Source organism: Bacillus sp. FSL R9-9530 (assembly GCF_038008145.1).
In the GTDB taxonomy this organism is placed as follows: domain Bacteria; phylum Bacillota; class Bacilli; order Bacillales; family Bacillaceae_G; genus Bacillus_A; species Bacillus_A mycoides.
The window spans coordinates 680,686-699,435 of sequence record NZ_JBBOYO010000001.1; the positions used below are offsets into that span (position 1 = coordinate 680,686).

At 34.8% G+C, this 18,750-nt stretch carries 15 protein-coding genes and 3 pseudogenes; 13 read left to right on the plus strand and 5 right to left on the minus strand.

All coding sequences use genetic code 11. The features are described 5' to 3' along the window. Positions 1 to 135: 135 nt before the first annotated feature. Positions 136 to 804: a serine/threonine protein kinase gene (locus MKX66_RS03310; RefSeq protein ID WP_341085482.1), complete on the plus strand. Its 669-nt coding sequence runs from the start codon at positions 136 to 138 to the stop codon at positions 802 to 804. A 271-nt stretch (positions 805 to 1,075) separates the two neighbouring features. On the opposite strand, the gene MKX66_RS03315 is transcribed toward MKX66_RS03310, so the two are convergent. Continuing rightward, on the minus strand, positions 1,076 to 1,639 hold the full coding sequence (locus MKX66_RS03315) for a GNAT family N-acetyltransferase (RefSeq protein WP_341085483.1): 564 nt from the start codon (positions 1,637 to 1,639) through the stop codon (positions 1,076 to 1,078). 117 nt (positions 1,640 to 1,756) lie between these two features. Further along, positions 1,757 to 1,906 (minus strand): hypothetical protein, encoded by a 150-nt coding sequence (locus MKX66_RS03320; RefSeq protein ID WP_341085485.1) that lies wholly within the window; start codon positions 1,904 to 1,906, stop codon positions 1,757 to 1,759. Between the two features lie 132 nt (positions 1,907 to 2,038). Here MKX66_RS03320 and MKX66_RS03325 point away from each other — a divergent pair. From MKX66_RS03325 to MKX66_RS03335, 3 genes and pseudogenes are all read left to right on the plus strand, one after another. Beyond that, positions 2,039 to 2,327, plus strand: a pseudogene (locus MKX66_RS03325) (uridine kinase); the annotation flags it as partial. A 249-nt stretch (positions 2,328 to 2,576) separates the two neighbouring features. After that, positions 2,577 to 4,073, plus strand: a complete 1,497-nt coding sequence (locus tag MKX66_RS03330) for a WD40/YVTN/BNR-like repeat-containing protein (RefSeq protein WP_326997865.1) — start codon at positions 2,577 to 2,579, stop codon at positions 4,071 to 4,073. 263 nt (positions 4,074 to 4,336) lie between these two features. Then, the gene (locus tag MKX66_RS03335; protein WP_002084476.1) at positions 4,337 to 4,612 is read left to right on the plus strand and encodes a hypothetical protein; all 276 of its coding nucleotides are present in this window, start codon (positions 4,337 to 4,339) and stop codon (positions 4,610 to 4,612) included. Positions 4,613 to 4,997: 385 nt separating this feature from the next. On the opposite strand, the gene MKX66_RS03340 is transcribed toward MKX66_RS03335, so the two are convergent. After that, entirely contained in the window at positions 4,998 to 5,480 is a 483-nt protein-coding gene (locus MKX66_RS03340; protein WP_002190159.1) for a PRK06770 family protein, read from the minus strand. Between the two features lie 224 nt (positions 5,481 to 5,704). Between MKX66_RS03340 and MKX66_RS03345 the strand changes: the two genes are divergently transcribed. Continuing rightward, on the plus strand, positions 5,705 to 6,163 hold the full coding sequence (locus tag MKX66_RS03345; RefSeq protein ID WP_002142480.1) for a hypothetical protein: 459 nt from the start codon (positions 5,705 to 5,707) through the stop codon (positions 6,161 to 6,163). 472 nt (positions 6,164 to 6,635) lie between these two features. On the opposite strand, the pseudogene MKX66_RS03350 reads toward MKX66_RS03345, so the two are convergent. Next, positions 6,636 to 6,892, minus strand: a pseudogene (locus tag MKX66_RS03350) (IS4 family transposase); the annotation flags it as partial. 366 nt (positions 6,893 to 7,258) lie between these two features. On the opposite strand from MKX66_RS03350, the gene MKX66_RS03360 reads away from it, so the two are divergent. The 4 genes and pseudogenes from MKX66_RS03360 (at position 7,259) to MKX66_RS03375 (ending at position 12,581) form a co-directional block, all read left to right on the plus strand. Further along, positions 7,259 to 8,428: a serine hydrolase domain-containing protein gene (locus MKX66_RS03360; RefSeq protein WP_002190158.1), complete on the plus strand. Its 1,170-nt coding sequence runs from the start codon at positions 7,259 to 7,261 to the stop codon at positions 8,426 to 8,428. 560 nt (positions 8,429 to 8,988) lie between these two features. Continuing rightward, positions 8,989 to 10,218 (plus strand): serine hydrolase domain-containing protein, encoded by a 1,230-nt coding sequence (locus tag MKX66_RS03365; protein WP_326997862.1) that lies wholly within the window; start codon positions 8,989 to 8,991, stop codon positions 10,216 to 10,218. Between the two features lie 476 nt (positions 10,219 to 10,694). Further along, a pseudogene (locus tag MKX66_RS03370) lies at positions 10,695 to 11,240 on the plus strand (alpha/beta fold hydrolase); the annotation flags it as partial. 747 nt (positions 11,241 to 11,987) lie between these two features. After that, positions 11,988 to 12,581: a TasA family protein gene (locus MKX66_RS03375; RefSeq protein WP_002084491.1), complete on the plus strand. Its 594-nt coding sequence runs from the start codon at positions 11,988 to 11,990 to the stop codon at positions 12,579 to 12,581. A 548-nt stretch (positions 12,582 to 13,129) separates the two neighbouring features. Here MKX66_RS03375 and MKX66_RS03380 read toward each other — a convergent pair. Continuing rightward, positions 13,130 to 14,557, minus strand: a complete 1,428-nt coding sequence (locus tag MKX66_RS03380) for a serine hydrolase domain-containing protein (protein WP_341085487.1) — start codon at positions 14,555 to 14,557, stop codon at positions 13,130 to 13,132. A 957-nt stretch (positions 14,558 to 15,514) separates the two neighbouring features. Here MKX66_RS03380 and MKX66_RS03385 point away from each other — a divergent pair. The 4 genes from MKX66_RS03385 to MKX66_RS03400 all read left to right on the plus strand — a co-directional run bounded on the left by MKX66_RS03385 (position 15,515) and on the right by MKX66_RS03400 (position 18,326). Then, complete coding sequence (locus tag MKX66_RS03385; RefSeq protein WP_002033220.1) at positions 15,515 to 16,135, plus strand: DsbA family protein; 621 nt, start codon at positions 15,515 to 15,517, stop codon at positions 16,133 to 16,135. A 294-nt stretch (positions 16,136 to 16,429) separates the two neighbouring features. Then, the gene (locus MKX66_RS03390; protein ID WP_061689679.1) at positions 16,430 to 17,251 is read left to right on the plus strand and encodes an MBL fold metallo-hydrolase; all 822 of its coding nucleotides are present in this window, start codon (positions 16,430 to 16,432) and stop codon (positions 17,249 to 17,251) included. A 4-nt stretch (positions 17,252 to 17,255) separates the two neighbouring features. Beyond that, complete coding sequence (locus MKX66_RS03395) at positions 17,256 to 17,648, plus strand: nuclear transport factor 2 family protein (RefSeq protein WP_098169077.1); 393 nt, start codon at positions 17,256 to 17,258, stop codon at positions 17,646 to 17,648. 153 nt (positions 17,649 to 17,801) lie between these two features. Next, positions 17,802 to 18,326: a nuclear transport factor 2 family protein gene (locus tag MKX66_RS03400; protein ID WP_341085488.1), complete on the plus strand. Its 525-nt coding sequence runs from the start codon at positions 17,802 to 17,804 to the stop codon at positions 18,324 to 18,326. The last annotated feature ends 424 nt before the right edge of the window (positions 18,327 to 18,750 follow it).

Sequence of the window (18,750 nt, forward strand, 5' to 3'; positions counted from 1 at the left end):
TACCCCCCTAAATGAAAAATTTATTTCGCTAAAGTTAGTTACTTAGTGAAGTCTGCTCATTTTTTTCGTATTAGGGAAGAATGTACTTTTTAACTTGATGGGTATGGGGTAGTACCCCCTTGTAGCAAAACCGGAGTGGAAATGATGAGTATAAATAGTTTTGTGAGATTGATAAAGGACGAATTATTAAAAGAGGTAAGCATAAGAAGTGAGGATGAATTCGAGCCTATAGTAGTTAAAGATATTCCTAGACTTTGGAAGTGTTTAGGGACAGGTAATTATGCCGCAGTATTTATGCACAAAGAATACAAAGATTGGGTAGTGAAAGTTTACGCGCGAGAAGGAGAAGGAATTGAAAAAGAGTCAGAAGTATACCGAAGAATCGGAAATCATCCTTCTTATTCGAATCTTATATATAAAGGAGAAAATTTCATAGTATTGAAACGTTTAAAAGAAATTACCTTATACGATGCTATCCATAAGGGGATTAAAATTCCTAAGCAGGTAATCCTTGATATCAATGAAGCTATAGAGTATGCAAGGGAGCGAGGATTAACTCCTTGTGATGTTCACGGAAAAAATGTGATGATGGAAAATGGAAGGGGATATGTAGTCGATGTATCTGATTTCTTAAAAACAAAAGAAGATAGTAAGTGGAGAGACTTAGAAAAGGCATATTTTACATTTTACTTGCCATTTATTTATAAATTGCCTTTCCCTGTTAAAATACCGTATTTCATGTTAAACATTGTTCGACGTTCATATAGAAAATATAAGAAGCTTAAAAAGAAATTCAAATTGTAAAAGGACCACATACTTATCTTTAGGTTAGATAAGTGAACCACTAGTAAACAAAAGGACCGTACATTTTAGATATGTCTAATATGTACGGTCCTAATTTTATAACTTCATGAAGTAATTTATTTATAAAATGATTGTAACAATAGAATATACCCATTTCAGTACATTTCATTTTAAATATATTGATGTACTATAGTTCTAAACAAATCACAATAATGGATTAGAAGGGGAATAAACTATGTACACAGACGCAATTGAGTATTAAAATTTCAATCTAATTTACCTTTGCATAGATACAGGTATCAGTTAGTTCTTTACCGTCAGCTGAAAGATCTTCATTACGTAATATCCCTTCAAGCTCAAAACCTAGTTTTTCAGGGATCGCACGACTTTTAGTGTTATTAGATTCACAGCGTATTTCAATCCTTCTAAATTTGAGTAACTGAAATCCAAGATTTGTTAACTCACTTACTGCTTCTGTCATATATCCATTGCCACTAAATTGCGTATTAATCCAGTATCCAATTTCACATTTAGAAATTTTCCAATTAATTCCGTGAAGGCTAGCAGTTCCAATAAAATCATTAGTATCCTTATGATAGATAAGATAGCGAAAGCTTTCTCTTTTCAAAAAATCTATATGGGCATTTCTCAGGAGAATTTCCGTTTCTTCAACAGTAGGAATTGACTGAAATAAAAGCAACCATTGTTTTAACTCATTAATTGAATCCTTAATAGCTTGGTGTACGACATTCCCGTCACCAGCTTGAAGTGGTGCTCGAAGAATTAGTCTGTCTGTTTCTATTTGTAACGGAACATCTAATAAAATAGAATTCATATCATTTCTCCTCTCGAAAACTTTAAATTATGACAGAATGAAACTTATATAATAAAAAAACTTTCACCCAAAAGAAATAATTCTTGAGGACGAGAGTTGCAATTTCGTGGTACGTTATTATGATAAATAAATTAAAAAACACCCTATCTCACTAACAGGAGATCCCGTCACAGCAGCACTATAAATTATTATAGAACCGTGCGAAGCTCCTATTCTTTCTTCATTAAGAACTTGATATGTAGTAATACAGTAAAGTTTATCTCCCATAAAGGGACCTCCCAAAAATTAGTAAACAATAAATATATATTCAATTAATCACTTAGAAATCCCTTTTCACATATTGAAAACCAAACTGCCAGTTGGTACAAAAAATGGCTACCGAAGCAGCCTTAGGTTATTCAACTAATGATTGTAGAAGGAATGAGTGTCGCATTTTATTAATCCCGATTTATTTGATTTAAAAATTTACTTCTATGCAGATGGTGAAACAGAATTAATGAGAAGGTCTAGCCGCGATATTGCTGAAAGGAGAGCCGATATCAATTATTTAAGGCGGTCTCATGCAGAACGTCGGATTCAGTACGAAGTGTTTATGCATCCATACAGTCAATGTTTTGATATTATTATCAAAAATTCCGATGAAGCAATATGTCTAGAAAAAAATACATTTGAGTTTTATAGAGTTTAAATGCAAATACTCTATTTGTTATGTTTATTATGAGGGTTCATTTTCATTATTTGGCTCCCAAATGAAGCAACTTTAGTATTCACTCAAAAATCCATTGTCTATGAAACAACTAGATTTTTAAACGGCTTTAATAGACAACTGCCATTTACATAGACAGATGTCTATTGTATTTTTGGCGGCAAGATAAAATAGCTTTTTTGTTACTTTACAATAAAGTATACTTAATATCAGTAATTCATGTAATTAGGAGTGATTTCTATATTTAGGGAAAATGCAAAAAGGTTACTTCTGTCATTAGTAACAAATCCAATACTAATAATTGTATACGGCATTTTTTGTTATGAGTTAGCCTTATACTGTAAGTACGGAAGGATGAATTATAATATTTATATTTTGTTATTATGTATAGTACTTTTTATATCCATGACTACATTTACTACAATGCAGGTGATAAAAAATAGAGAATATGAATCTAAAAAATTAACTAATTCAATAGCATGGAGATCCATTTCTATTATCATTATTGTTGCAATTACATCATTTTATGGGATGCAGATTTATAAAAGTGCAATAAATTACAATGGCAAATTGGCATGGTTTATAGAAAGGTTAAAACATGAAAGGTCAGTTAAACTTAAACATAATAATATATATGAATCTGGAGTAGAAGGTATTTTTGAAGATATAAATAAAAAACATCCTTTGCCAAAGAAATTGTATATGGCAACTGATTTTGATCTTACATTTCATTCAGATGGAACAATCACAGCGTTTGATACATTTGTTTATGGGAAAAATGTTGATGGGAAAGAAGAAACTTATTTAATCTCTTATAATAAGAAGAAATCAGAAGATATTACTATAATACGAGACGGGTATGCAAAGCCTGATTATGATGATGATAAATTAGTAGAACCTTTAATTAAAACGGTTAAGGCGATTCCAGTTAAGCAAACGGTTAGAAAGTGGAATGAAAGTAAGTATGGGTTGATTTATTATGGAAAAAGAAATTGGGGATCCAATACAGAGGGAATTATTAATATTACTGAGGATGGTAAGGGGCAGAGTCTTAAAGAAGCAGCTTCTGAAATCATTGGATATACTGTATCTATATTTGTCCCTGGAAAAGAGAAAGAGCTAGTACCTGCTAGATATAACTTAATATGTGACGCAAGTTGGAGTAAATCAAAGACGCCTCCAAATGAAGATAGGCTTAAAGAGAAGAAACAACAAGATTTAAAGAATGAAAAAGAACAGTTTTTCCTATCAAAAGAAGTTGGTTATAAACTAAATATGACAGATAAAGCATTAGGGAGCGCCTTTTATTCATTAAGCAAGACTAGTGATGAAGGGGAAACATGGGAGGTTATCAATCCAGACCCATTTAATAGGGGGATTGGTAGTGTATCAGGAATCACTTTTATAAATGATAAACTTGGGTTTTTAGGAGCAGTTAGACCTTCTGGTAATGAGGGAGAGTTATATCGCACAGATGATGGGGGGGGATCTTTCAAAAAGGTAGAATATCCGCCGCATGAAGTCAAATTAGATCATACACAGTCCACAATAAGTCCTTTTGATTCTCCTAGTATGCCATATGAGAAAGATGGGGTTTTTAATATGTTAGTTGGACAAGGGGCAGATGGAGACTACAATGGCGATAGTAGTGTACTTTATCAATCAAAAGATAACGGAGAGACATGGGAATTTGTAGAAGAAGTGAAAAAGAAGCCCGTAAATCTTTAGATGATCTTAAGGCTTGGATACAATAATCTGACTTATTAAAATCTCAAAAGGATTTTGTTGATACGTTACCTGAAAAAGAAGCAAGTATCTCTAAACTAGAGGAAAGTAAAAAATAAAGAAAAGAGGTTGCCCAAAAGTAACTATTCAGCGAATTTTGGGACAACCTCTTCTTTTCGTTGTGGATTTTCAAGAAAATTTAGAATAAAATAAAAATATAGTCATCTACCTATTATTCACTAATGAAAAGAAAAGGGGGTAGCGAAATGCAACTGAAGTATGGGAAGCACATTAATATATTATCTATTGTTCTAACTTTGTTCTCTTTTTCCGTAATTGTAAGTTTCTCTACCTGGTTGAGTGGATATTCAATTCCCAACCTTTCTACAATGCTTAAGGTAACAATGTGGAGTGCATTTATTCTTGGAATTATAGGGTTTAGACAAGAGAAAAGCGCACTAGCGATTATAATTATGGGAATATGTGCCTTTGCTCTAGTCGTTCTATATACTTATGCGGTTATAAGTTTTCTTGAGCATTAAACACCATGAAAAAGAAACGAACATTTTTGTTCGTTTCTTTTTTTGGGATGATTATTATAAAATAGCCTCTTCTAATGATTGAGTGCTGAATCCAAGAATTGATTTTTGGGGTGTTATTTTCATGATCGTTTACAATGATATATGGAACTCCTTGTACGTTAAAGAATTCAAACTCTTCTTTTCCTTCTGGGGTATTAGAGGGGGACCACCCACATTTTTTACTGAAAAAGAAATTGTATTTATAAAGCGAAAAAAACGCTATTCTTTTTGTAAAAATATACAGAAACGCCATCCTTTCCTATGATTCTACAGAAAGAATAGCGTGTTTTTTCATTTTAGGGGGCATTTCTTTTTATTAGTTTGATAGCGAGGTGACGATACCCCTTTATTGTTTTTCAGACTTCGCTTGTTCTAAAATGTATGCTTCTTCTTGTTCCGGTGTCGCTAATTCGTATGCTTTACCAGTGCTGTTATTGTCCCATTCCCATAATAAATTATGTTCCTCAACCGATTGAGAGAAATCGCCTTCATACCAACGAACCAAAATCTTAAGGTACTGTTCTTTATGTTGTAAGGTTCCACTATTACTTTCATCAATCGCTTGACGTACTTTTTCGATGTTTTCTGGAGTCATTTTGATAAATCCTTGCTTTTCGTGGGATAATACTTTTTGATGAGTCATTTTGTGCATTGCATTGATTATATGACGATCAGAGTTGAGGTCAAGTATTACCTCTTCCCCTTTAATTCTCTCAGTCTGCTTTTCCTTAACGTCTGAACCTGCATACGTACCGACTTTGTAGCCAGTAAAAATACCAACTGCTATAGCAATAACTAAGGTTGATGTGATTTTAATCCACTTTTTCAAACCTCTTACCCCCCTTTTATTGAAGTGTACCATAAAAGAAGAACTGTATGCCCATATCTATCTGTGAGGTCTACATAACGTATCATTATCAATAGTCAACGATGTATAAAATTTTCGTTATGGCTGAAGGGTGATAAAAATGAGACATAGAAATTTTTTTATGCTGGCAATGAATACGTAAAAACAAAAACATTCACTTATAACGGTTAATAGGAGGAATTATCATGAAAAAATTAGCTACAATTGCATTAACAGTAGCTTTAGCTTTCGGCGGTTTGACGGTTATGAACATTAACACACCTGAAGCACAAGCAAGTGAAGATTGTCATTACATCTGTGGTCCTAGCGAAACGGTGAATGGTGTTACAGTTCAAGTTCACGCTACGGAATACACTTTTGGTGGAAACGTAATTGCAAGAATTACAAATAACCGAGCTGAGGACATTCATTATAATGTCAGCATCGAAAAGAAATATGGAGACAACTGGGGAGAATATGATACTTTCTTCCATTGGCAAAATCAATGGGTTCCAGCTGGAGCAAATGATGAAATTTTAACTTTCACAGGATATGGAGAAAACATTTACGACAATGGAACATACCGTTATAAAGTTGAAATTGTAAGTGCTGACGGTTCTGTAGATACAATTTACACAGCAGCAATGACGGTAACAGGGCGATAGCTCATGACTGAGCTTCATTATTTATGATTGTATTTTCAATAATAGCATTGATAATTGCGTTGATATTATTATTAAAATAAGCTCTTCGGAGCTTATTTTTTTATATAAAAATTGAATATTAATATTCTATTATTGAGTTTTATCCTCTGTTCATAAACATAAGATTTTCTGGACAGATGTCTCTTAAAGTACAGAAAACGCTTAAAATATGTCCGGATTGTGTCTAAACGTACAATTTTCCCGAAATGGTATGGTGAGACCACATCCATCAACTTAAGAAAAGTAAACACCCCAAAAACAAAAAAATGAGCTGACTTCTCAAAAAAACTAACTGTAGAGAAAGAAAATTTTCATTTAGGGGGTACTTCAAAACCTTAGCTTGATGGGCTTTTTTCTTTTTTCTAAAGATCCAGTGTAAGTTCTTTAAATATTTTCATACCAGATAAACCCTATTGGGTTTTAATTTTTTGGATTACGTTACATGCTTGTGAGGCATAGAAAGGTTATATACGACGCCTAAGATATCAAAGACGGTTTCTTCTCATACCTATGGGATTTTCGTCCGTTTTTCTGTAAGAGATCAAACAGACGAAACAATATCTTTGTTAATTCTTTGGTGTCTTTTTGTAGAGATTCATAAATAAGTAGAAAATAATCTTTTATGATATAAATCGCTTTATATTCGCTTAATTCTCGTTTCTTCTTGATGAGAATTAATTGGCACATTTGAGACACAGAAGCTATTTTGAACGTAAGGGATTTGTAAGGAATAGGTAAGGAAAAAGAGATTTTCATTGTGTATGATGAAAATATAAAGAAGCATGAAAGGAGGAACAGATATAACTTATATATGAAAAACAAACCAGTTAATAAGAGTGTTTCATGGAAAAGAAATAATTTCTGAGGTTAACATACATGCAAAAAGAGGGATTTACCGTTTATTAGGACAGAATGGAGCTTGTAAAAATAATCATTATGAAGATGATTACGAATTCAATGTTGACTTTTTATCATCGGTAGAGATGATAGCTGTGTGGTGAGTATGAAATATCAAGCAACCACCTATACAATATGAATAGAGGAGAGGAATGCCTTATGAAAACACGTAGTCAAATTACATTTGCAAGTCTTGCTCTTTTAATAGCTGGAAGTTCCCTGTTATACACAACGCCAACCTCAATTGTAAAAGCAGAGCCCACTCAAAATGTATCTAGTTCGTTACAAACAAATACTCAACGAGATCGTAATTCCGTCAAGCAAGCAATGCGGGATACATTGCAACTTGGATACCCGGGGATACTTGCTAAAACTTCTGAGGGTGGAAAAACTTGGGGTTATGCCGCTGGGGTAGCGGATCTGAGCAGCAAGCAACCAATGAAAACAGATTTTCGCTTTCGCATTGGCAGTGTAACGAAGACGTTCATCGCAACGGTTTTACTTCAATTAGCTGGAGAGAACCGCCTGAATCTAGACGACTCCATCGAAAAATGGTTGCCTGGTGTGATTCAAGGAAATGGATATGATGCTAAACAGATTACTATCCGCCAGATGTTGAATCATACAAGTGGCATCGCTGAATACTCAAGGTCAAAAGAAGCTGATTTTACGCATACAAAAAGATTGTATACCGCTGAAGAGCTAGTGAAGATTGGACTTTCGATGCCCCCAGACTTTGCCCCAGGAAAGGGCTGGTCTTATTCAAACACAGGATACGTATTACTAGGTATCCTTATTGAAAAAGTAACCGGAAACAGTTATGCGGAAGAGATTGAAAATCGGATTATTGAACCGCTTGAATTGTCGAATACATTCCTACCTGGCAATTCAAGCGTTATTCCAGGCACTAAGCATGCCCGTGGATATGTCCAACCAGACGGAGCAAGTGAGCTAAAAGACGTTACTTATTTTAATCCAAGTATAGGTAGCTCGGCTGGAGATATGATTTCTACTGCTGACGACTTAAACAAATTCTTTTCTTACTTGCTCGGTGGAAAATTAATGAAAGAACAGCAACTAAAACAAATGCTTACTACAGTTCCTACAGGAAGAGCTGAAATCGGGAGATACGGTCTTGGAATCTATGAAACTAAGCTTCCAAACGGTGTCCCGATTTGGGGACACACAGGTGGTATTCCAGGATTTAGTACTTTTGCTGGAGGTATACTTGGAGGTAAGCATACGTTGGCCGTCAGTTTGAACAGTATGGGTAGAGCTAACAGTCCTGATCCTTTTAAAAATATTTTACTTGCTGAATTTGGTAAGTAGGTAAAAAGGAAAAATTTTTTTCATAGTTTTCATAGTTAAAAATATACTTTTCTAGTTCAAAAGCCCCAACTTATTTTTAAAAAAATTTGGGGCTTTTTTACTTAGTTGAAAGTATATCGGCATTTTTCAAATATATCATAATCAATTCGCAAATCTTATAATCATATTTTTAATGGTTGCATGAATGTTTTCAATGATTTCATTCCTTATTATTAAATCTCCATAAATTTAAATTAGCCTATCTTTATTAATTCATTATGTGCCAGCATTTGGATTTTTTATAAAGAAAAGGCACTATCATCAAAGTGCCTCTTCTTACTTAATCTACAATGGGATAGCAATACATCGCCATCCTTTCTGTATATTTCTACAAAAAGAATAACGTTCTCTGTGAATTATGGATATGAATTTATCTTAGGTTGATAGTGATGTATGATGCCTCCATATACATAAATATATTTTGTCGAAATTATTAAAAAGGGGAATTTTTCTATTTGAAGAACTAATAATTGATTGTCAATATGTATTAGAAATCTCAATCTAAACTAAAGGAGAACAAAATGGGACAAAACAATAAAGGCTTTTCTGAAACAGGATTGCGCAAAATGCGCAATGTACTGGCGCAGCATGTCGATTCTGGAAAGATTCCTGGGCTCGTCGCCTTAGTCAGCCGAAACGGGGAGACGCACGTCGAAACACTTGGAACAATGAGGCATGATGGTGGCGCACCAATGCGTCGGGACACGATCTTTCGATTGGCGTCCACTAGCAAGCCGATCGCAGTTTCACCGGTAATGGTTCTGCTCGACGAGTGCAAACTGCATTTAGACGATCCAGTAGACAAATGGCTGCCCGAACTCGCTGACCGGCAGGTGTTGAAACAGCCCGATGGTCCACTGGAAGAGACCGTCCCAGCACGGCGTCCTATCACTGTACGAGACCTGTTGACCTCCACATTCGGTCTCGGAGTGGATCTCACGTTGATGGGTTCTCCGATCATGAACGCGTTCTTCGAGAGTGGGATATTCGACACGCCAGGGCAGGATATGCCCGATCCAGATGAGTTTATGTGTCGCCTAGGTGCACTTCCGCTAAGCTACCAGCCCGGAGAGCGGTGGCAGTATCATATCAGTATTGAAGTGCTCGGCATTCTTGTTGCCAGGGTCACGGGTCAGACATTCGAGTCGTTCCTGCGCGAACGCATATTCGATCCACTGGGAATGAAGGACACTGGTTTCTACGTGCCTGAGCTCAAGATTGACCGGCTTCCACCTGCCTTCAACCCAGATCCGCAGACAGGTGAGTTCATCGTGTGGGATGAGGGTACAGGCGGACGTTACAGCAAACCTCCAGCATTTCAAGCAGGCGGTGGTGGGCTGCTCGCAACCATCGACGATTATCACGCGTATTTGCAGATGCTGTTGAACAAAGGGATGCACGGAACCAAACGGATTCTGTCTAGGCCCGCAGTCCAGCTGATGACCACCAACCGTCTTACTCCTGAACAACAAGTATACCGAGACGATTTGGCCAAAAACAACGTCCATTTGTCGTTTGGACAAGGGATACAAGGTGGCTGGGGCTTTGGGATGGGGGTGCGTACCTATCTTGGAGACTACGCGTCTATCGGTCAATTCGGCTGGGATGGCGGAACTGGCACTACAGCTTACGCTGATCCAGACAAACAGTTTATTGGAATTCTGTTCACCCAGGTTGGGATGTCAACTCCGGCCCCATCGCATCTTATCCAAGACTTCTGGACCACGGTCTACCAAGCAATCGAAGACTGAAACCGAACTTAGGTATTGTTTAAAGGAAAACTCCAAGACAAATTATACGCATGATGGCCACCATCAACACCATGGTTAAAAGCTATGGCAGGACGGGAAGTGTTGGAAGTACTACGAGAACAGTTTGGCATTATTAATAAGAGCCAAATAAAAAAACCTCTTGGATGCAAGAGGTTTTTTTTATTGGGAATAGTAAGGATGAGGGGAGGTGCATTACATATGGGAAAAGGTAGAAGTAATAATGCTGGTAAAAAGCAACCGAATTTCGATGATTCATCTAATTTCGCTAAACAAAGCCAACCGACAGAAAAGAAGAAGAAATAAGAAAAGGATCTCTCTTTATCAAGAGAGATCCTTTTTAAAATATATTGACGTTTCAGCACAACATATCGATTGCTTAATCAAATAGTCATAAATACAAGGCTTAAATTCCTGCGAATGGAAGCCAATTTAATATTATTGTCCTGCTTTTTCTAATGGGTGGAATGATTGCTCAAATTGTAGCCTTGAGGAACCCTCAGCGAGTTCTAAGTATAACTTTGATTGCATCAAGTATTTTTGGCTCTGAAGACAACAAACGGAATTTGCCTCCGATCGATGAGAAGATACTAACTTACCATGCTAATGGGGCCAAACTAAATTGGTCGGATGAAGAATCTGTTGCAAATTACTTGGTTACAGGATCAGTGTTACTCTGTGGTTCAAAGCATAAGTTCGATGAGAAGAGGGCTTATAAGCAGGTAGAAAAAGAAATAAAACGAGCAAATAACCTACTCAGTATGTTTAATCACTCACTTCTTAAAGGCGATGATTCTTATGAGGGGAAGTTAAAAGAAATTAATATACCTACTCTGGTTATCCACGGTACAGAAGATACAGTGCTTCCATACGAGCATGGTCTTGCTCTTGTTAATGGAATTCCCCATGCTGTATTACTAACCGAAGGATCGGGGCACGAGATTCATTGCGACGATTGGGTTCATATAATCAGCGCTATTTCGAACCATACTTCACTCTTATAATCATTATAGGAATCGCATAAAACAAAAACACTTGGAAAAAGGGCCACAATTGAATTTGTAACCCTTTTTTTCTATTGAAAATCAGTTTTGGAGCTGTTACTCAATTATAGAATATTAATACTCAGTGATTGATAATTCTGTCTTGTAAGGGGTAGTACCACATCGCTATCAAGCTAAGAAAAGTAAATACCCCCAGAACGAAATTTTGTGCTAACTTGTAGCAAAAAAGCTCATTTTTTTGTTTTGGGGTAATTCTGAATTCTTAAGTTGATTGGCATGTGGCGGTACCCCTGATAGGGCATGCGATAAAGTGCTATTAAATTCGAGGAAGCCAAAGTATAAAAGGGGCATTTATTGCAGCTCGAATATCTTTTACTGATTTATTGCATATAAAAGTAGCTGCACAAAAGTACAGCCACTCTTTTCTTGAAAACATTATTAGAAAAGATCAAAAGGTATACGTACCTTTTGAAGTGTTAGAATACTCCTGAAGAAATAAATAATTCTAATTATAAAGGGCAGTTAATATTAATTCGTTTTTGGTATAGGTTTTGATCATTATAAATCCAATTTTTCTAGTTTTGGGACGTTTCATTTACAGAAGATAGATAATAACAAAATTTTCTCAATAAGGAATTTACTGCTTTTAATATAATTTTTTAACAATTCATGGTATATCTGTATTAAGGGGACCTTTTCGGTTGATTAGGGAGAAAGATTATAAAAATGATATGGGAGGAACAAAAAATGTCATTGAAAAAGAAATTAGGTGTTGGAGTGGTTTCAGCCGCTCTGGGTTTATCTTTAATTGGTGGGGGAACATATGCATATTTTAGCGATCAAGTGGTGACAAATAATTCATTTGCTGCAGGTACATTGGATTTAGCTATGCAGCCAACTACTTCACTTAACTTAGAAAATTTAAAACCTGGGGACAAAATATTAAAGAAATTCAATTTAAAAAATAGTGGTACATTAGATATTAAAGATATCATGATGAAAATAGACTATACTGTAAACGATTTAAAACAAAATAACACTACAGAAGATTTAGGTAAACATATTAAAGTACAATTTCTTTGGGATTGGGATCCTGCAAAAAGCCCTGTATACGAGACAACTCTTGCAGAACTAAAATCACAAAGCCCAGAGATTGCCTCCAAAAAAGTATTTCATTCTAAGTGGACTGAAACAGGAGGATTAAAACCTGGGAAAATGGATTGGTTTTGGATAAAGTTTATATTTGAAGACAACGGAACAGATCAAAACGTGTTCCAAGGGGATAGTATTGCGCTAAAAATGGAGTTCCAAGCCAATCAAACAGATGGACAAGAAAGATAAATGTAAGAGCATAATACTGGTAAAAAGTAAAACTGAGCTTATGCCTTTTAATAATTTAAAAGAATGATTACTACATATCTATACCAAAAGCCATTGATATCAGCATTTGCGCATGATATTAATGGCTTTTGTAAGTTTAACATTTTGAATGTTTTGTAAAACTAACATTTAATTTATAAATAGAAGAAAAAAATAGCCAAAAGTCGTAGAGCGTTTAAGAGAGTAAATAACGACTCTCTTTTTTTGCTTTTGTATTTTTATAGGTATCCATATACATTGAATACGGAAATCCCCACGCTGCAATTGTGCAGAAATAATAAAGTTGTTTAATTTACAATAAAGTCATTTGAAAAATAATATAGTTGTTTAAAAATCCTTATTCCACGAACGGAGCAGGTTAGTGGAAGCAATAGTAATTAGGTTTGACTGGGAAAATTGTCGATGATATTAAAAAAGACACCGAAGTGTCTTATGTTTTTCAAATTAAGCATACCGATAAATTGAAATATAATTACTTAACATTATGCTTATCTTGGGAGCGGGGTATTTTATCGGTGAGTGTATACAAACCATGTAATGCTTGCTGTTAATAATGCTGACGAAATCAAAGCTGTAAGAACACTATATGTTTGCCAAATAAGTATCGTTGACCAATCGAAAGCACAGCACAGTATACCCTGGGCAATCGTAGCGATCAGGAAAATAACTGTTACGGTTATTCTCTTTTTTGTCATTGGCTGCCGCTCATTCGTTTTCCTTCTGCGTAATCCTAAGAGAAATAGCAAAACGGCCAATAGGCAAAGAATAATTGTGATAGACGACAAAATGATATCCAAAAGCTGTGTGCCGCTTATTTCATATGACTGAGTTAGATTGCCTTCTAATATATCTTTAACTTTTAGTACCATATTTATATTGGTATTTGCGCCGTTGCTCAGCAAGGAGACGGCTGTTCGTTCATTTAGCAGTATGACTACTTCGGTTCTGAAATTTGGATTGCCCCCAGTGTGTTCTATAGTCGTTTGTTCGGCGTTTACGGACCAGCCTGCCGCATAATACATACCGTTGACAGCCGAAACAGACATATCACCCCTATGTGATTTTTCGATAACCGTGTGAAATATTTCGGGTATGTCCTGCACGATACCCATCTGTATGCCCATCCAACGCGCCATATCTTTTGTATTAGAAATGATGTAGCCTGCGGGTTTATTCCCAGCATAATCCGGAGCTTTAAATGGAGTTGTCATAAAAAAGGAAGAACGGTAGCCCTGTGCCAACTGTCCAGTGGCTTGAGCATCTTCTTTATAAACATACGTCTGGTGAAGACCTAACGGCTGAAATACCTGTTCCTTCATAAAGTCTTCATAGCTTTGTCGCGACACAATCTCAATAACCAAACCCAATACATCATAATTAACGGTTCCATAGTTATACTGTTCACCGGGAGGGAACGCCAATTCAGCATCCACGAGCATTTCCACAGTCTTTTGCAACATATCCGGTGTATTGCCTTGTGGAATATTTTGAAGATGCCTAATATTTGTTAGACCACTGGTATGGTAAAGAAAGTTATTTAGTGTAAGACTTTGCATATCAACAGGTTTCCCTTGATACTTTAATGTAAACCAAGGTAAATATTTTTGGACAGGGTCAGTCATTGAGAGCAGCCCTTGCTCTTCCAACAGCATAATACCCATACCGGTAAAAGCTTTACTGACCGAGGCTAACTCATAGAGTGTATTTTCACTTGCAGACACCCCCTTTTCACGGTCTGCATACCCTGAAGAAAAGTAGAACACTTCATCATCAGCAAGTATTGAGATTGACATTCCCGGCACACCTGATATACGACAGGCATCATCTAGCAACGCTTGTATTGCCGCAGATTTCGAATCTGACAACGCATAACTTTGTGTTGCGAATCCTGAGAATAATATAAATATCGTTAATACAAAAACAATAATCTTTTTCATAAACTCTCCTTTTTGGAAAATTATAAGAGAATAATATAAATAACCTCCTTTTACAACTACGAAACTAAATTTTAATTTATCTTTCTATTCACCTATATAATATCAAGTAATTGTGAAGAGTTACACTTAAACGAACAGATGCGTTAGTTCAATAAGAAGTAAACAACTTTATTATTCATTTTTTAAGTATTATATAAACAGATGGATGTAATTTGAAACAACTTTAAAGAGCCTTGCTACGTAGAATGTAGTAAGGCTCTTAGCTTTTAATAATCAAAATTCAATAACTTTATTATCATTATACAGCAATCAAGCTAAGAAAAGCATAAATCCCCAAATAGTAAAAGTAATGCTTTGAAAAAAACTATCTACTAGAACTGGTACTCTGTCGGTAAGTCATGAAAGAGGTACTTATATTATTTGTTTTGTAAATTATCTTGAATTTGTTGTTCCATATTTACTAGTGATGTTTTTAGGGAATTACTAAGCTTTTTAACAAATTTAAGAACAAGAAGCCAGTTTTTAATAATAGAATTCTAAAAGCGTTAGGGTAGAAATTTATTGTTTTTGTTAAAAAAGAATTGACTTCTACTATAGTTGTAACTAATATAGTTACATAAGGTTGTAATCGAATTAGTTACAACTAATTACTGCTTAAAATAAAAATATGATTTATATATTTAATTAAGGATGGTGGTCCACACGTTGCCACCCGGTGTAGAAAGTTACTAATGCATTCAAATTAATGTATAATCCCAACTTTAGTATTTTCTGATACGGGGCAATAATGTGCAACGTAATCTTTTGTTAAAAACCTTGGTTAATCTTTCTTTGGAAATATTAGTTTTTGGGGAATATAGTAAGGTATCCCAAAAAGAACAAGGTATAAAAAGATGTACTTATATAAACCAAAAAGTTAGCTGAGCTAGATAATAAAAATAAAGGTAGGAGATTTAAATGGAGACAAAACAAGATAACCTTATTTACGTATGGGACGCCTATTGTGGATGGTGCTATGGCTTTTCAGAAAGTATTAAAGGATTTTACAAAAACCACACTGAAGTGCCGTTAACAGTTTTATGTGGAGGATTATTTTTAGATGATTTACCAATGAAAAATTTCTCATATATAGAAGAGGGGAATAAAAGAATTAATCAACTTACAGGTGCAGAATTTGGTCCTTCATATCAAAAATTGGTGGAAGAAGGTACTTTTAAAATGAATTCGAAAGATGCTGCAATTGGCTTTTCAGCTTTACGCTCATTAGCACCAGACCGTTTGTTAGAATTCACTTCGGCTATGCAAAAAGCGTTTTATTATGAGGGCCAAAGTCTGAGTGATCCTGAAACATATCGTAAGATTGCAATTGAGCTTGGTCTGAATTCTAAACAAGTATTAGAACGTTTAAACTCTCAAGAAACAATAATAGATGCCCAAAACGACTTCAATAAAGTTCGACAGCTTGGTGTTAATAGTTATCCTTCATTACTTTTACAAAAGGATAATCAAATTATCCCTATTGGTGGTGGGGTAATGACGCCAGATAAAATTGAAGCGCGTTTTAAAAATTTATATTAATGAATTTTAAGTTACAGTATATAGCATTTACCGTTTAAAAAAAGTCTAGAAGTGGATGGACTTAAACCTTTTTATAACAGTCATAGTTTCAATTTGTTTTTAAAAAGAGTTCAATTTTAATTTTACTATAGGCTATAGTAGCAAACATGTTAGCTTACACCAACTGACATTCATCTCTCGCCTATTTGCTGGTGCTATCACACTTTCAGGTGAATTGAAGAGGGAGCTTGTGTCGGAACAAGATAAAAATATGTTAACTAGTTAATAACTTCAACAAAAGGAGAATAACATTCTATGTTTAAAACAATCGATACAAATCAAAAAGATGTAAAATTGACGGTGTTTAGTTCAGACGAAAAAAGTTTTATGGTCACTGCAAGCTTAGTTGAGAAAGCGGGACATGCATTTTTAATAAACTCAAAATTTACTCAATCTGATTCGAAAGAAATTGTTGAGTATCTGAAAAAAAACGACTTATCTTTAGATAAAATCTTTATTATTCATGGGGATCCTGATTACTACTTTGGATTAGAGAGTATTAAAGCTGCTTACCCAGAAGCCATAGCGTATGCTACAGAGTCTACAGTTGAACATATTGTTCATTCTGTCTTAGGTAAATTAAAAGTTTGGAAAGGTGCCTTAGGAGAAAACGCACCAAGCAACGTAGTATTACCTCAAGTGTTTAAAGAAAAAATGATTGATTTTCAGGGGTTAACATTTGAACTAGTAGGCTTAGATCATTACAGAACTAGCTTATTTAATAAAGAGCTAAAAGTATTAATTGGTGGTATTGATGTATTTAACGAAATACATGTATTCTTAGCGGATACTAGCTCAAAAGCGGCAATGGAGGCATGGATTGAAAACTTGAAAGTATTACAAGCATTAAATGCTGACATAATTGTACCTAGCCATGGATCAATTGAAAAATCTTTAAATAATCAGGCACTTACTGCAACTATGGATTACCTAAGAACTGCGGTTCAAGCTTCTGAGGAAAGTAAAACTTCAAAAGATTTTGTAGCGAAACTTGATGCAGCATATCCAGGCTATGCAAATAAAGGTGTATTAGAATTAAGTGCAAAAGTTGTAACAAAAGAAATGCCTTGGGGTTAATGCTATGAATAAATATCAAAAACTATTACATGAAACGTATGTGTTAACTGGCGAAGGAAAATTGGATGCTTTCAAAACGTATTTAAGTGAAAATATATCATGGACAGAAGCTGCTGGATTTCCATATGCGGGGACTTATATAGGTCCAGATGAAGTGGTGAAAAATGTACATGAACGCCTTGGCACGGAATGGGATAACTATAGTGCAAAGGATGAAATTTATACATTTAATAATAATACTGTTATTGTTTATGGGAAATATAGTGGGACATATAAAGCAACAGGGAAATCGTTTATAGCAGATTTTTGTCATCTGTATGAGTTTGATGAAAACGATAAAGTTAAGAAGTTTATTCAAATTGTGGACAGTGCAACTGTTAATGAGGTATTAAGTTAGAGTTAATAGTTTCTAACATACATTGTATAAGGGGGAGTGTTAGGATAAACGAAATTTCCTAACATTAGCCCTGACATTATATTTTGGGGAAGGGTTTTACTTCTCAAGCGTGTTATGGAATATTATTTATATGATTAGAAGAGGTAGGTATATATGAAATTAGAGAAAAATTTAATAGTAATAATTATTTCTGTGTTTATTTTAGGAATTGTGTCGACTTTGATATTTCAAGCTTCCACCGGTAATAACAAAGCTAACTCAATAAAGAGCGAGAATGTTGCTTCTGTATCAAAAGAAGCGAAAGAAAATGAAAAGAATAAAAAGATGGTAGTTGATTTCTATAATGAAGTTTTTAACAAACATAATATCGATATTATCCCTAAATATGTAAGTGAAGATTATAAGCAACATAATCCTTTTGTTGCTGATGGACGAAAAGCCTTTATGGATTTCTTTAAGGAGGATTTTGTTAAAAATCCTAATTCCTTTGCAGAGATTAAACGTGTAGTAGTAGAAGGAGATACAGTTGCTCTTCATGTACATTCTCGTACTAATTCTCAAGATAAGGGAGTTGCTATAGTCGATATATTTCGTATAAATAATGGTAAGATTGTTGAACACTGGGATGTAATTCAAGAGATTCCAAGTGAAGCAGCTAATGATAATACGATGTTTTAGGTAGAATAAATATTTAATTGTTAGAGATGTATAGAATCTAGATATTATAAAATGAAGGGGATGTCCTAGGTATACTAATAAGACATCTCTTTTTGTTTTACCAAGATTCAATTTATTATAATTTGTAAGGTGCTTACCTCATATGTCTTCTGATAACTTATCCCTGAAACTGCACGATGTTAATATTAGATTATCGTATTAATTTGTAAGAAAGGTATTTTATATTGAGCAAGAAAAAGCATTCAAGTATAGATTTTGAAGAAGTATCAAGTATGATTGAACGTTTAAGAGGCGAAAGCGGACAGTATATGTCTCTATAATAAGAGGTTCAAACCCTTGACGCAAAACGTGTTGAGGGTAAAACACTTTTATTTGAAAGAAGAGTAATTCACCCACAAAACACCCCAAAAAAATCAAAATTTCC